This is a genomic window from Sagittula sp. (assembly GCF_052825245.1).
Genome location: NZ_JBRBWD010000066.1, coordinates 1 through 13,042, shown reverse-complemented (window position 1 = coordinate 13,042; position 13,042 = coordinate 1). Strand labels below are relative to the sequence as shown.

At 65.9% G+C, this 13,042-nt stretch carries 11 protein-coding genes and 1 riboswitch; of the genes, 8 read left to right on the top strand and 3 right to left on the bottom strand.

The genetic code is table 11. The features are described 5' to 3' along the window. Position 1: 1 nt before the first annotated feature. Positions 2-682, bottom strand: a complete 681-nt coding sequence (locus ACU0DV_RS26590; protein ID WP_446240950.1) for a hypothetical protein — start codon at positions 680-682, stop codon at positions 2-4. Further along, entirely contained in the window at positions 679-1,146 is a 468-nt protein-coding gene (locus tag ACU0DV_RS26585; RefSeq protein ID WP_283980611.1) for an OmpA family protein, read from the bottom strand. Before ACU0DV_RS26585 ends, ACU0DV_RS26590 begins: the two co-directional genes overlap by 4 nt. 344 nt (positions 1,147-1,490) lie before the next feature. Continuing rightward, positions 1,491-1,597: riboswitch (guanidine-I (ykkC/yxkD leader) on the top strand. 96 nt (positions 1,598-1,693) lie between these two features. Here ACU0DV_RS26585 and ACU0DV_RS26580 point away from each other — a divergent pair. From ACU0DV_RS26580 to ACU0DV_RS26555, 6 genes are read left to right on the top strand one after another with little or no spacing between them, the layout of a single operon-like run. Continuing rightward, entirely contained in the window at positions 1,694-2,758 is a 1,065-nt protein-coding gene (locus ACU0DV_RS26580; protein WP_446240949.1) for a putative urea ABC transporter substrate-binding protein, read from the top strand. 39 nt (positions 2,759-2,797) lie between these two features. Further along, entirely contained in the window at positions 2,798-3,610 is an 813-nt protein-coding gene (locus tag ACU0DV_RS26575) for an ABC transporter permease (RefSeq protein WP_100929967.1), read from the top strand. Then, entirely contained in the window at positions 3,607-4,467 is an 861-nt protein-coding gene (locus ACU0DV_RS26570) for an ABC transporter ATP-binding protein (protein ID WP_446240948.1), read from the top strand. The genes ACU0DV_RS26575 and ACU0DV_RS26570 overlap by 4 nt, the downstream gene beginning before the upstream one ends. Before the next feature lie 24 nt (positions 4,468-4,491). Continuing rightward, positions 4,492-5,760, top strand: a complete 1,269-nt coding sequence (locus tag ACU0DV_RS26565; protein ID WP_254698189.1) for an agmatinase family protein — start codon at positions 4,492-4,494, stop codon at positions 5,758-5,760. Between the two features lie 8 nt (positions 5,761-5,768). Beyond that, positions 5,769-6,236, top strand: coding sequence for a hypothetical protein (locus ACU0DV_RS26560; RefSeq protein WP_100929969.1), 468 nt, complete (start codon positions 5,769-5,771; stop codon positions 6,234-6,236). After that, complete coding sequence (locus ACU0DV_RS26555) at positions 6,233-6,397, top strand: hypothetical protein (RefSeq protein WP_446240947.1); 165 nt, start codon at positions 6,233-6,235, stop codon at positions 6,395-6,397. Before ACU0DV_RS26560 ends, ACU0DV_RS26555 begins: the two co-directional genes overlap by 4 nt. A 308-nt stretch (positions 6,398-6,705) precedes the next feature. Here ACU0DV_RS26555 and ACU0DV_RS26550 read toward each other — a convergent pair whose 3' ends face one another. Continuing rightward, positions 6,706-8,142 (bottom strand): homospermidine synthase, encoded by a 1,437-nt coding sequence (locus tag ACU0DV_RS26550; RefSeq protein ID WP_100929971.1) that lies wholly within the window; start codon positions 8,140-8,142, stop codon positions 6,706-6,708. 343 nt (positions 8,143-8,485) lie between these two features. Between ACU0DV_RS26550 and ACU0DV_RS26545 the strand changes: the two genes are divergently transcribed. Together ACU0DV_RS26545 and ACU0DV_RS26540 are read left to right on the top strand one after the other, a co-directional pair. After that, positions 8,486-9,628 (top strand): efflux RND transporter periplasmic adaptor subunit, encoded by a 1,143-nt coding sequence (locus tag ACU0DV_RS26545; protein ID WP_446240946.1) that lies wholly within the window; start codon positions 8,486-8,488, stop codon positions 9,626-9,628. Between the two features lie 4 nt (positions 9,629-9,632). Beyond that, complete coding sequence (locus ACU0DV_RS26540) at positions 9,633-12,701, top strand: efflux RND transporter permease subunit (RefSeq protein WP_446240945.1); 3,069 nt, start codon at positions 9,633-9,635, stop codon at positions 12,699-12,701. Positions 12,702-13,042 lie beyond the last annotated feature (341 nt).

Here is a 13,042-nt window from a genome sequence, read left to right as displayed (position 1 = left end):
TTCAATGGGGTGTGGGAGCCTTGTCCGCGGGCATCATGTGGCGCGCCGGGGTCAGCAGGCGCTCGGCCACATCCGACGCGACCTCGACGTTTTCGAGAAGGCCGCGGGCGGCGAGAAGGTCGGTCTGGTCAAAGGCGGCGTTCATCGCGGCGACGGCGGCACGCAGCTTCTCTCGCGACAGATCTTCGGTCGAGGTGTGCTTGCGGCGGCGCAGCGCGGCGTGGGCGGCGGCGGCTTCCTCGATCAGTTCGGAGCGCAGGAGCACCGCGGAGAGGTCGCGCTGGCGGTCGGGGTTGTAGAAGATCTCGCGCGCAGCGGCGTCGAGCCGGTCGGCCAGCCGGTCGACCTCACCGGCGATGTCCTCGCGCATGACGGCGGCAGAGGCGCGCATGTTGGCGGCCCGCTGGTGGGCCTTGGTGATCATATCGAGAGCGCGCTCTGCGGCCATGTCGGACAGGCCGTGCCTCGCCCGGAAGGCCATGCGCAGGCGGTCGGCCTCGGACCACAGCCAGCTGGCGGGCATCCACGCCACGATGGCAAGCGTCGCAAGCGCGGCAAGGGCTGCGGCAGCGACGGCGGAGAAGCCGGGAAAGGGCAGGGGCATCCTGACGAACCACGCGAACCCCGCTGCCAGCACCGCGGCGAGGATGGCCGCAAGGCCCAGGGAGCGCCCCGGTGTCATCTGCGCACCTGCACGGTTACATCGACCCGTGCCATGCGCGACTGGTGCGCCCGGTCGCTTTCGCCGTCCTCCTGCGACAGGGGGGCGGACCCGCCGATCCCGGTCACCGTCAGCCGGTCGTCCGGCAGACCCATTGCCCGCGCCATCTGCGCGGCCACCTCTGCGCGCTTCACGCTCAGGTCGAGGTTGGCATCGGCGTCGCCCGACGTGCCAGTGTGGCCGACGATGACGACATGCATACGCTCGTCGGGCAGGGCAGAGGCCAGGACGCCGCGCAGCCGCTCTTCTTCCCCGTCAGCCAATGACGTGCCGCGTGAGAAGCGGAAGCTCTCGGTCTTCGCGATGGTGGTCTGCCCGATGATGCCGAGCGCGATGGCCCCTCCGGCGACCACTGCGGACAAGGCCGCGGCGACGAATGCGCGTCGCGGCAGGGCTGGGCCTGCCTCAACAGCTTTGCTGGTCATGTCGGGTCACCGCCCAAATGCGTAAAAGTAATTCTTTTCAGTCTGGCACATGTCCGGACCCAACGGAACCGGCGAAGGGGGCGGTGGGCATGGAAAGTCTTGAATACCTGACGGGGTCCGGTCGCCGGCACGTCCGCATAAGCGCGGCTGTGCCCATGTAATGTGCGGCGGTTCGGGATTGGACGCCCGAGTCGCCGCAGGGCTGAAAGCCTGCCAGATGGTAACTGCCCGGTGTTTGGGCAAATTGCCGCGTTGTTCGCCATATTATTGGGCGAATGGCGCGAACGCCTCCGCCGCGATGAGGGAGCAGTTGCGGCAGCACGAAACTGCACCGCTTGATGAAGGGGCAGGGCGTTTAGGGTTCCACCGCGACACGCGGGTTCGGTCCGAGAAATGCCACCCGGCGGGCAAACTCCCGCAGGGCACACGGCGGGCCAAAATCCCGGGAGACTTCACTGCGTCGGTTTCGTCCGCGCCTGATCTCTTTGTTCCGCCAGCGGGGTGAAACGCACGTTGAAAACGGCGGGACGCACAACGGGGAAGACTTATGACCAAAGCCATTCTGACCGCTGCCGCGCTCTCTGCTGCCTTGCTGTCGAGCACGGCCATGCCACTGGCGGCCGAGGAGAAGACGGAGTTCAAGCTCGCCTGGTCGATCTACGTCGGCTGGATGCCGTGGGGGTATCTGGAGACCTCCGGCATCATGGACAAGTGGGCCGAGAAGTATGGGATCGACGTAGAGATCGTGCAGATCAACGACTACGTCGAGTCGATCAACCAGTACACCGCGGGCCAGTTCGACGGGGTGTCCGCGACCAACATGGACACGCTGTCCATTCCGGCGGGCGGCGGTGTGGACACCACGGCCCTGATCGTGGGCGACTATTCCAACGGAAACGACGCGGTGATCCTGAAGGGGGAGGGCACGCTTGCCGATCTGAAGGGCAAGCCGGTGAACCTAGTCGAGCTGTCGGTGTCGCACTATCTGCTGGCGCGCGGACTGGACACCGTCGGGCTGTCGGAACGGGACCTCGACGGGGTCATCAACACCTCCGACGCGGACATGATCGCGGCCTATTCGACCTCGCACGTGGAGGTGGTGGTGACCTGGAACCCGCTGGTCTCCGAGATCCTCGCCACGGGCGACAAGGCGAATTCGGTCTTCGACAGCTCCATGATCCCGGGCGAGATCCTCGACCTCATGGTGGTCAACACCGAGACGCTGGCCGACAACCCGGCCTTCGGCAAGGCGGTCGCGGGCGCGTGGTACGAGCTTATGGGCCTGATGGCCGCAGGCGACGAAGAGGTACTGACCGCGCTTGCAGAGGCGTCGGGCACCGATCTCGAAGGTTACATGGCGCAGCTTGCCGCGACGGAGATGTTCTATGATCCGGCCGAAGCCGTGGCGCAGGCCTCGTCCCCTGAGCTGCCCGGCACGATGACCGCCGTGGCTGAATTCCTGTTCGACAAGGGCATCCTGGGCGAGGGCGCGCCATCGGCCGATTTCGTCGGTGTCGCTTATCCCGACGGTTCGGTGACCGGGGACGAGAACAACGTTAAGTTCCGATTCGACACGACCTACATGCAGATGGCCGCGGACGGCGAACTGTAAGGACATGGGCCCCGGACCCTGCGCCGGGGCCTGACCGCCATGAGGCTCATCAACCGCATCCCCTCCCGCCCGACGGCCTTTGCGCTCGGCGCGCTGCCGTTCGTGCTGGTCATCATCGCCTATGCCGTCGCATCGGACATCCGGCTGACGGCCAACCCGGCGGACAAGCTTCTGCCCGCGCCCTCGACCATCGGGGACACGGCGGTGCGGCTGTTCACCGAAGGGGACAGGCGGACCGGAGAGATCCTGTTGTGGAAGGACACCTGGGCGTCGCTGATCCGATTGCTGGGCGGTGTGGCCATCGCCGCGACCCTGTCGCTGGTGATCGGCATGGGGATCGGCCTCTTGCCCTACGTGCGGCGGACGTTCTCCGGCTTTGTCGCCGTGATCTCCATGGTGCCGCCGCTGGCGCTTCTGCCGATCCTGTTCATCGTCTTCGGACTTGGGGAGACCTCGAAGGTGGTGCTGATCGTCATCGGCATCACGCCCTTCATGACACGGGACCTGTCGCAGAGGGTGCTGGACATCCCGCACGAACAGATTGTGAAGGCGCAGACGCTGGGGGCATCGACCTTCGTGATCGCCATGCGCGTGGCCCTGCCGCAGGTGCTCCCAAGGCTCATCGCCAACGTGCGGCTTTCGCTGGGCTCTGCCTGGCTGTTCCTGATCGCGGCAGAGGCTGTGGCCTCCGACGTGGGGCTGGGCTACCGGATCTTCCTCGTTCGGCGCTACCTCGCCATGGACGTGATCCTGACCTACGTGGCGTGGATCACGCTGCTGGCCTTCCTGATCGACTGGGGATTGCGGACGCTTTCGCGCAAGGCCTTCCCGTGGCTGGAGGCAGGGCTGTGAGTTTCGTCGTCGCAAGGAACGTCTGGAAGCGATACGGCGACCGTCCGATCCTCGAACGGGTCAACGTGGAGGTCGAGAAGGGCGCATTCATCTCGATCATCGGGGCGTCGGGCTGCGGAAAGTCCACCTTCCTGCGGATGCTGCTGGCGGACGAACAACCCACCAAGGGCGAGATCAGCATCGAGGGCGGCGCGCCCGCTCAGGAACCCCGGCGCGAAAGAGGCGTGGTCTTCCAGCGCTATTCGGTCTTTCCCCACCTGACCGTGCGCGACAACGTGGTCGCCGCCGAAAGCTTCGGCACGCCGTTCGGGCGGTTCTTCGGCAAGCGGCTGAAGGAGGCGCGGGAAAGGGCGCAGCTCACGCTCGACCGGATCGGGCTGGGGCATGTGGCGCTCCATTATCCCGCGACGCTTTCGGGGGGCATGCAGCAGCGCCTGGCCATCGGACAGGCGCTGGTCGCCGAGCCGCGCATCCTTTTGCTGGACGAACCCTTCGGCGCGCTCGACCCGGGCACGCGGCTGTCGATGCACGACTTCCTGACCGAGCTGCGCGAGCGGACGAACATGACCGTCTTCATGGTCACGCACGACATCGAAGAGGCGTTCAAGCTGGGCGACCGCGTGCTGATCTTCGACAAGGTCCGCCGCGATCCCGAACGGCCGCAGCGCTTCGGCGCCACTATCACCCATGACCTCGATTCCTCGAACGGGCACGAGCCGCATCAGGAACTGCTCGACAGCATTCCGTGGCTCTCCGGGCTGACGCAGCTTTCCGACGAGGACGACGGATCCACCGTGCAAGCCGCCGGGCCCCTTGCACGGGACGACGCCAAGGCCCGGAACGAGCCCCCCCTTTGACAGGGGTAAGAGACGGAGACAGAGATGTTTTCTGAGCTTCACCACGCCGAGGCCCGCGCCCGCGATCCCCGTGCAATGTCCAGACGTCTTGCCGGACGCGAGAAAAGGCACCACCACCCGGACCTGACCAAGCTGGCCGGATGGAAGGCCATGCAGAAAGAGGGCGAGCTGCCCGAGGGCCGCTGGGACGAGGAACGCCGCTGGGCCCTGCGCATGGGTCTGACGGGCGCCGATTCCATCGACGACAAGTCGATCCCCACCTTCGCGCGGGGAGAGTTGCCGCATTATGCGGGCATCAACACCTTCCTTAAGGCGCCCTATGCCGAGGACGTGCTGGAGGTCGCGCATTACGATGCGACCGTGCTGGGCATCCCTTTCGACGGCGGCACCACCTACCGGCCCGGCACCCGCTTCGGCCCGCAGGGGGTGCGCAAGATCTCTGCCCTCTATACGCCCTACAACTATGAGATCGGCGTTGACCTGCGCGAGCAAATGACGCTCTGCGACGCGGGCGACGTGTTCACCATTCCGGCGAACATCGAGAAGTCCTTCGACCAGATCAGCCGCGCGGTCAGCCACGTGTTCTCGTCCGGCTCCCTGCCGATCATGATCGGCGGCGACCATTCCATCGGCTTTCCCTGCGTGCGGGGCATCGCGGAATGCACATCGAAGAAGATCGGGATAGTGCACTTCGACCGCCACGCCGACATCCAGGAGAAAGACCTCGACGAGCGGATGCACACGACGCCGTGGTTCCATTCGACCAACCTGCCGAACGTGCCGGCTAAGAACCTCGTGCAGATCGGCATCGGTGGCTGGCAGGTCCCGCGCGAGGCGGTGAAGGTCGCCCGCGAGCGGCAGACCAACATCATCACTATGGGAGACATGGAGAAGATGGGCGTCGACAAGACCATCGAGATGGCGCTGGAGATGGCTTGGGACGGGGTCGACATGGTCTATATGTCCTTCGACATCGACAGTATCGACTGCGGCTTCGTGCCGGGCACCGGCTGGCCGGAGCCGGGCGGCTTCCTCCCGCGTGAGGCGCTGGCGCTGGCGTCAGGGATTGCCGCGGAAGGCATCTGCGCGATGGAGTTGGTGGAGGTCTCGCCCCCCTACGACACGTCCGACATCACCGCCCTGATGGGAACGCGGGTGATCGTGGATGTGCTGGGCGGGCTGGTCGCCAACGGCAAGCTCGGCGCGCACAAGCAGCACATCGACAAGCCGGTCGCGATCCCGCACGGCGAGTTCGAGGGCAAGCGCTGGTCCAACCGCAATCCGCATTTCTGAGGCTCGCCATGCCACACGATCACGGCCCGCATGGGCATCACCACCATCACCATCACGACCACGGCCACACCCACGGGCCGGGTCACAACCATCCGCACACCGACCACCTGCACTCCCACATGCACGACCACGACGAGGCCGCCGATCTTCAGGTGCTTGCCGTGCAGTTCATCGAGGGCTTCCTGCAGGCCAAGGACAAGACCAGTTACCTCAAACTGGCGGGTGTGCCGTTCGAACGCCCCGGCGCGGGCGGCGCCAAGGCGCTGAAGTTGGTGGACGTGGAACTGAAGACCGACTGGCAGGTGGGCACGGCCTCGCCGTCCTTCGGGTCTCGTGAACTGAGTTACCTGCCGTTTCCGGGCCAGATGGTCCGGGAGCGCACGAACATGTCCCTGGTCTACGTGTCGATGGACGAGAAATCGGTCACCGACATCAGGGACTTCCTTTTGCAACGGAAACGGGAGATCGACACATGAAACACCTTTGGCTCGGGCTGCTTGCCCTCTCCGCCTCACCTGCGCTGGCGCATGAAGGCGTGCACATGCATCCGCACGACGCTTCCCTGACGCCTGTCCTGATGGTCCCCGGGGCGCTTGCCATCGTGGCAGGGCTTCTGGTGGCGCGCCGCCTGTCCTGAGGCAAACCGAATTGATACCAGCGGCCGGTGCAGCCAGCGCCGGCCGCTTTTCCTTTGCCGAACGGAAATTGAAAGCGAAGGGAAACGTGGTTTGTTTGTTGTCGGGGAGCAGGCAGGCCCCGTCATGAGCGAATGTGCAGCATCGGACGGGGCACAAAGGCGCTCCGGAAAGAGGCTAAAACCGGGGGCACGCGTCGGAGCCAGGATCCGAGGGGAAGCCTTCGGCTGCGTCTTTCAAACAAAAGGCCCGGATCCGGCACGACCGCCGGATCCGGGCCTTTATCGACGTCGCGACGTTGCGCCGGCGGTCAGGAAGACACCAGCACGTTGCGGAAGGCCCAGGGGTGGTCCGGATCGCTGTCCTCCGGGAAGGCGCCCGGCACGGTGTCGAGCGGCGTCCAGTCGGTATAGTGCGCCTCGACAGGGCCGAGGTAGGGCCGCTGGATTTCGAGGCAGCGCGCGTGGTCCATCTCTTCGGCTTCGACGATCCCGGCCTGCGGGTTCTCCAGCGCCCAGACCATTCCGGCCAGCACCGCGCTCGACACCTGCATGCCCGTGGCGTTCTGGTAGGGGGCCAGCGTCTTCGTCTCTTCGTTCGACAGGCGCGAGCCGTACCAGAGCGCATTCTTCTCATGGCCGTAGAGCAGCACGCCCAACTCGTCGATGCCGTCCACGATGTCGTCGACCTGCAGGATACGCTTCTCCGTCTGGATCTCGCCCGAGCCGAAGGTCTCGTGCAGGGACAGCACGGCATCGTCGCAGGGGTGGTAGGCGTAGTGGCACGTTGGGCGGTACTCAGGCGCATCCGGCGCGCCGACAGTGAAGTAGTCGGAGATCGAGATCGCCTCGTTGTGCGTCACGAGGAAGCCGAACTGCGCGCCGAGGGTCGGGCACCAGGTGCGAACGCGTGTGGTCGCTCCGGGCCGGTTCAGCCAGATCGCGGACTGGCAGCCGGACAGGTGGGTGTGGCCATCCTCCGGCATCCACTCCTCGTGCGTGCCCCAGCCCAGTTCGGCGGGCTGGAACCCTTCGGAGATGAAGCCGTCCACCGACCATGTGTTGACGAAGACGCCTTTGGGGCGCGGTTCCGTGCAGACCTGCGTGTCGCGTTCGGCGATATGGACGCCCTTGACGCCAAGGTCGCGCATCAGCCTGGCCCAGCCTTCGCGCCCGTCCGGAGCAGTGGCATCGCGCCCGAGGTCGGAGGCGAGTTGCAGCAGCGCCTCCTTCACGAACCAGCTCACCATGCCGGGGTTGGCGCCGCAGCAGCTCACCGCCGTGGTGCCGCCGGGATCGGAGGCCTTCATGTCGCGCACCGCCTGCCGCAGCCGGTAGTTCGTGCGCTTCTCGTTGGAGATATCGCCGAAGTAGAGCCCGGGCCAGGGTTCCACCACCGTGTCTATATAGAGAGTGCCCAGACGGCGGCAGGTCCGCATCAGGTCCAGCGAAGACGTGTCGACAGAGAGGTTCACGCAGAAACCGCCCGGCTCGGTGAAGAGGCCGGACAGGATCTCGTCGTAGTTCTCGGGCGTCAGCGCCTCCTGCACGTGCGCGTAATCGCGGTCTTCGAGGTAGGTCGCCACTTCGGGATCGGGATCGATGATGGTCAGCCGCGCCGGGTCGAATTCGAAGTGCCGTTCGATCAGAGGCAGGACGCCCTTGCCGATAGACCCGAGGCCGATAAGCACGAGCGGTCCCTCGATGGTCGCGTGTACGGGGTAGGGTTGGCCGGTGGCTGCGTTCATCCGCGGGTCTCCTTTGTCTCTGCACCTTTCATATGGTGCGAACGCCTCGTGGGGCCACCGGAAGCCCGAATGGTCCCGGTCGGCGCATGGCGTGTCTTCCCGGGTATCGGTGGGCTGAGGCGCGGTGGCAACCATTTCCTTGTCCCCGTGCGGGCGGGAGGGGGCCGGTGCTCCCGGAACGGGCGGGGGCGTATGTGCACAATCGGAATTATCATACCGGACATTGCAATCCCCGGATGTGGGGCTAGGCTCCGGTCATGCCCCGTGGATCGGGGTGCCGGGGCTTTCGGGTTCCGGTCGGGAATGAAGGGAAACGATGCACGTGCGCAGTCTTGCCAGGAGCATGCGGGTCATCGCCCTGCTTTGCGCGGTGACGCCTCTGTCGGCCACGTGCGCCCTTGCACAGGACGACACCCAGACGCTGCCTGCGGTCACGGTCGCCGAGGTGACGACCGCCGCCTTCGTGCAGCGTGTGCCTGTTTCGGGGAACGTGGTCGCCCGGAACGAGGTCCTGGTCGATCCCGAAGTGTCCGGGCACCGGATTGCAGAGTTCGAGGTGGACATCGGGGACGCGGTCGAAACCGGCGACGTGCTTGCCCGGCTCGACGAACGGGTCCTGCGCCGCCAGTTGCAATTGCGCGAGCTTGCGCTGTCGCAGGCGGAGGCCAGCTTCGAGCAGGCCCGCAGTCAGGTGGCCGCCGATCAGGCGCAGCTCGATCAGGCGAATTCCGTGTTGGACCGTGCGCAAAGGCTGCGCGACAGCGGCACCGGAACGCAGGCCTCTCTCGACGATGCCATAGCCGCTCAGGCGGCGGCGCAGTCGGCCCTGACGGCATCCTCTGACGGGATCACCGTCGCGCAGTCGCAGATCGAAGAGGCGAAGATCAATCGTGACCTCGCCTCCGAGGATCTGGAGAATGCCACGATCACGGCCCCCGTCGACGGCATTGTCACGGCGCGCGATGCGCAGATCGGATCGACCGTCTCCACCGGGCAGACGATTTTCCGCATCCTGCGCGACGGCGCGGTCGACGTGGAAGCCGAAGTGGTGGAGACCGAACTGGGCCAGATCGAACCGGGCGACCGTGCGGAACTCCAGATCGCCGGGATCGGCGCGATCCAGGGAACGGTGCAGAACATAGATCCGACCGTGGATCCCGTGACCCGCCTGGGGGTGGTCGAGATCGAGCCGGAATCGAAGGAAGGGCTGCGTCCCGGTCTTTTCGTCGGCGGATGGATCATCACCGCCGAGCGGACATCGCTGGCCGTCCCGGCCTCTGCCGTCATCAATGACGGCGCAACCGCGTCGGTGCTGGTGGAAAAGGACGGCACGCTCGAACGGCGCGAGATCGTTGCCGGGCTGATCTGGGGCAACCTGCGCGAGGTGCTGGGCGGCCTCGAAGAAGGGGAGCGCGTGCTGGCACGCGCCGCCGGCTTCTTCTCGGACGGGGACCGGGTGCGGCCGGTGACAGGGCAGGGCGACTGATCTCATGAACATGTCGTCCTGGGCCATACGCAATCCCGTGCCGCCCGTGGCGCTTTTCCTCGTTCTGATCGTGCTGGGCATCGTGTCCTTCATGCGGCTGCCGATCACCCGCATGCCGAACGTCGACCTTCCGGTGGTCACTGTCACCTCCGGTCTGCCGGGAAATGGCCCGTCCGAGATCGTGACGCAGATCATCACGCCGCTGGAAGACGAACTGGTGGACCTGCAGGGCGTGCGGCACATCACCTCCGTCGCGGGCGACGGAACAGCCTCCGTCACCATAGAATTCGAAATCAACGTCGAGACTGACCGGGCGGTGAACGACGTACGCGATGCGGTCGCCGCGGCGCGGGGCGACATGCCCGATGCGGCGAGCGAGCCGATCGTCCAGCGTCTGGATGTCATCGGCGGGGCGATCCTGACCTATGCCGCCTCCGGGTCGGACCGCAGCATAGAGGGGCTGTCCACCTTCGTGGACGATGTCGTGGCGCCGACGATCCAGGGTGCCACGGGCGTGGCCTCCGTTGACCGGATCGGCGGCGCGGAGCGCGAGATCAACGTGGAGCTGTCGCCGGACAGGCTGCTGGCCCACGGTCTGACCGTTGGCGACGTGAACGGCCAGCTGCGCCAGCAGAACGTGGACGCGGGCGGCGGGGAAGGGCGCCTGGCCGGACAACAGGTCGCCATCCGTTCGCTGGGTGCCGCGAAGACGCTGGAGGAACTTGGGGCGACGCGCATCTCCCTGCCGAGCGGCGGCACCATCCGGCTGGACCAGATCGGCACGATTGCCGACGGGGCCTCCGACCGGGAGAACTTTGCCCTGCTGGACGGCCGTCCGGTCGTGGCCTTCGGCATATTCCGGTCCAGCGGTGCAAGCGATCTTTTGGCCGCCGAGGCCGCGCGGGAGAAACTGGCCGAACTGTCGCGCGAGTACCCCGACATCACCTTCACCGAGATCGACGACGCCACCACCTACACCGAAAGCAACTACGAGACCGCGCTGAACACCCTTCTGGAAGGGGCGGCGCTGACGATCCTCGTGGTGATGATCTTCCTGCGGGACTGGCGGGCGACGGTTGTCACGCTGGTGGCGCTGCCCCTGTCGATCATCCCGACCTTCTTCGTGATGGACCTGCTGGGGTTCTCGCTGAACACCATCTCCCTTCTGGCAATCACGCTGGTGGTCGGCATCCTCGTCGACGACGCCATCGTGGAGATCGAGAACATCGTGCGGCACATCCAGATGGGCCGGAACGCCTACGATGCCGCGAACGAGGCCGCGCAGGAAATCGGCATGACGGTCATCGCGATCAGCCTGACCATCGTCGCGGTCTTTGCGCCGGTGGGCGTGATGCCGGGCATCGCGGGCAAGTTCTTCCGCGAGTTCGGGCTGACGGTGGCGGTGGCCGTGCTCTTCTCCCTTCTGGTGGCGCGCCTCATCACCCCGCTGTTCGCAGCGTATTTCATGCGCAGCGACAAGGGTCACGCGGAGCCGGAGGACGGCTTTCTCATGCGACGGTATCTGAACGTGCTGCGCTGGACGCTTCACAACCGTGCCGTGACCCTCGTTCTTGGGCTCGCCATCTTTGCCGGGTCGATCTTCTCTGCCACTCTCCTGCCGACAGAGTTTGTCCCGGCCGCGGACGGCGGTCGCGCGACGGTCACGGTCGAACTGCCGCCCGGCGCGAACATCGACGAGGTGGAAGAGATATCGCGCCGGATCACGTCGCTGATCCTCGAGATCCCGGAGATGGAGAGCGTCTTCGTCGAGGGGACCTCGGACACCGAGGCGACGGTGCGCGTGAACTTCGGCCCCCGCGACGAGCGGGAGCGCGGCGCGCCCGAGATCATGCAGGACATCCGGGACCGGCTCGCCGATCTCCCCGACGTGCGCATCTACGTGCTGGGCGAGGAAGGGGTCCGCGATGTGTCGATCAACATTCTCGCCGACGACCGCGAAACCGCGCAGGCCGCGGCGCGCGATCTGGCCAGCGGCATGTCCGGCCTGCCGCAACTGACCGGCGTGGCCGTCGAAAGCGCGCTGGCCCGGCCCGAGGTTCAGATCATCCCGCGCCCGCAGCTGGCAACGCAGATGGGTGTGGACGCCACCACCCTCGCCACGACCGCGCGCATTGCCACGGTCGGCGATGCCGACGCCAACCTGGCGCGCTTCGACGACGGCGACGACCGTGTGCCGGTTCGTGTTCGCCTGGAAGAGGCCGCGCGTCAGGACCTAGACCGGCTGGCGGGTCTCCGGTTGCGGACAAGCGACGGACAGATGGTGCCGCTGGGCGCGGTCGCCAGCGCGCGTCTGGCCAACGGACCCGCCACAATCGAACGCTATGACCGTCAATACCGTGTGGCCATCGGCGCGACACTGGCAGACGGGGCTTTCCTCGGCGATGCGACGGCGGCCATCGAATCCCTGCCGCAGGCGCAGGACATGCCGGAAGGCGCGCGCATCCAGGCCGCGGGCGATGTCGAAACGATGGCAGAGATCTTCTCCGGCTTCGCCATGGCGATGGGGGCGGGCATCCTGCTGGTCTATGTGGTCCTCGTCCTGCTGTTCCGCAGCTTCGTGACACCGGTGACGATCCTGCTGTCGCTTCCACTTGCTGTCGGGGGCGCGATCTTTGCCCTCTACATCTATGGGGCAGGGATCGGGCTTTCGGTGGTGATCGGTTTCCTGATGCTGATGGGGATCGTGACGAAGAACGCCATCATGCTAGTCGAGTTCGCGCAGGAGGCGGTGCACGGCGGCATGTCCCGGGCAGAGGCCATGGTCGACGCCGCACACAAGCGCGCGCGTCCCATCATCATGACCACCATCGCGATGACTGCCGGCATGGTGCCTTCGGCCCTGGCCCACGGGGAGGGTGGCGAGATCCGCGCACCCATGGCCATCGCCGTGATCGGGGGGCTTCTTCTGTCCACGGTTCTATCTCTGTTGTTCGTTCCGTCGCTCTATACGGTGATGGAAGGGCTGAAGGACCGGCTGCTTCGGCTGCTGAAGACGATTCTGGGTGGCGAAGCCCCCGAGTCGGACGCTCCCCGGGCTGAAGAAGCCCGCTGATCTCCCGAAATCCCCCGATCCGACCGCCGCTGAGGGGTGATTTGCCCACGGATTCCCGCCTCGAGTCGTCTTCAGGGGGGCTGATTCACACCTGCGGGGAGGGCAGGAACGGCAGGGAAGAGCCCCCGACAAGAAATCCGCTGAAAAAATCGCATAGAAAACAAGCTGTTGGAAGAAAAGTTCCCCCTCTCTGCAAAAATCCCGAAAAAACTGCTTGCGGGTTTGAGCGAGTAACCGTAGATACCCCTTCACCGGCGGCGCTGAGGCGCCAGACGGGACGCCAGACGGAACGGACGGGACGCCAACGAGGGGTTCGGAAAGGGAAGCGAGGCAAACATCTG

Coding starts and splice junctions, on each gene's coding strand:
- ACU0DV_RS26590 (WP_446240950.1), bottom strand. CDS start 682: ATGACACCGGGGCGCTCCCTGGGCCTTGCGGCCATCCTCGCCGCGGTG.
- ACU0DV_RS26585 (WP_283980611.1), bottom strand. CDS start 1,146: ATGACCAGCAAAGCTGTTGAGGCAGGCCCAGCCCTGCCGCGACGCGCA.
- ACU0DV_RS26580 (WP_446240949.1), top strand. CDS start 1,694: ATGACCAAAGCCATTCTGACCGCTGCCGCGCTCTCTGCTGCCTTGCTG.
- ACU0DV_RS26575 (WP_100929967.1), top strand. CDS start 2,798: ATGAGGCTCATCAACCGCATCCCCTCCCGCCCGACGGCCTTTGCGCTC.
- ACU0DV_RS26565 (WP_254698189.1), top strand. CDS start 4,492: ATGTTTTCTGAGCTTCACCACGCCGAGGCCCGCGCCCGCGATCCCCGT.
- ACU0DV_RS26560 (WP_100929969.1), top strand. CDS start 5,769: ATGCCACACGATCACGGCCCGCATGGGCATCACCACCATCACCATCAC.
- ACU0DV_RS26555 (WP_446240947.1), top strand. CDS start 6,233: ATGAAACACCTTTGGCTCGGGCTGCTTGCCCTCTCCGCCTCACCTGCG.
- ACU0DV_RS26550 (WP_100929971.1), bottom strand. CDS start 8,142: ATGAACGCAGCCACCGGCCAACCCTACCCCGTACACGCGACCATCGAG.
- ACU0DV_RS26545 (WP_446240946.1), top strand. CDS start 8,486: ATGCGGGTCATCGCCCTGCTTTGCGCGGTGACGCCTCTGTCGGCCACG.
- ACU0DV_RS26540 (WP_446240945.1), top strand. CDS start 9,633: ATGAACATGTCGTCCTGGGCCATACGCAATCCCGTGCCGCCCGTGGCG.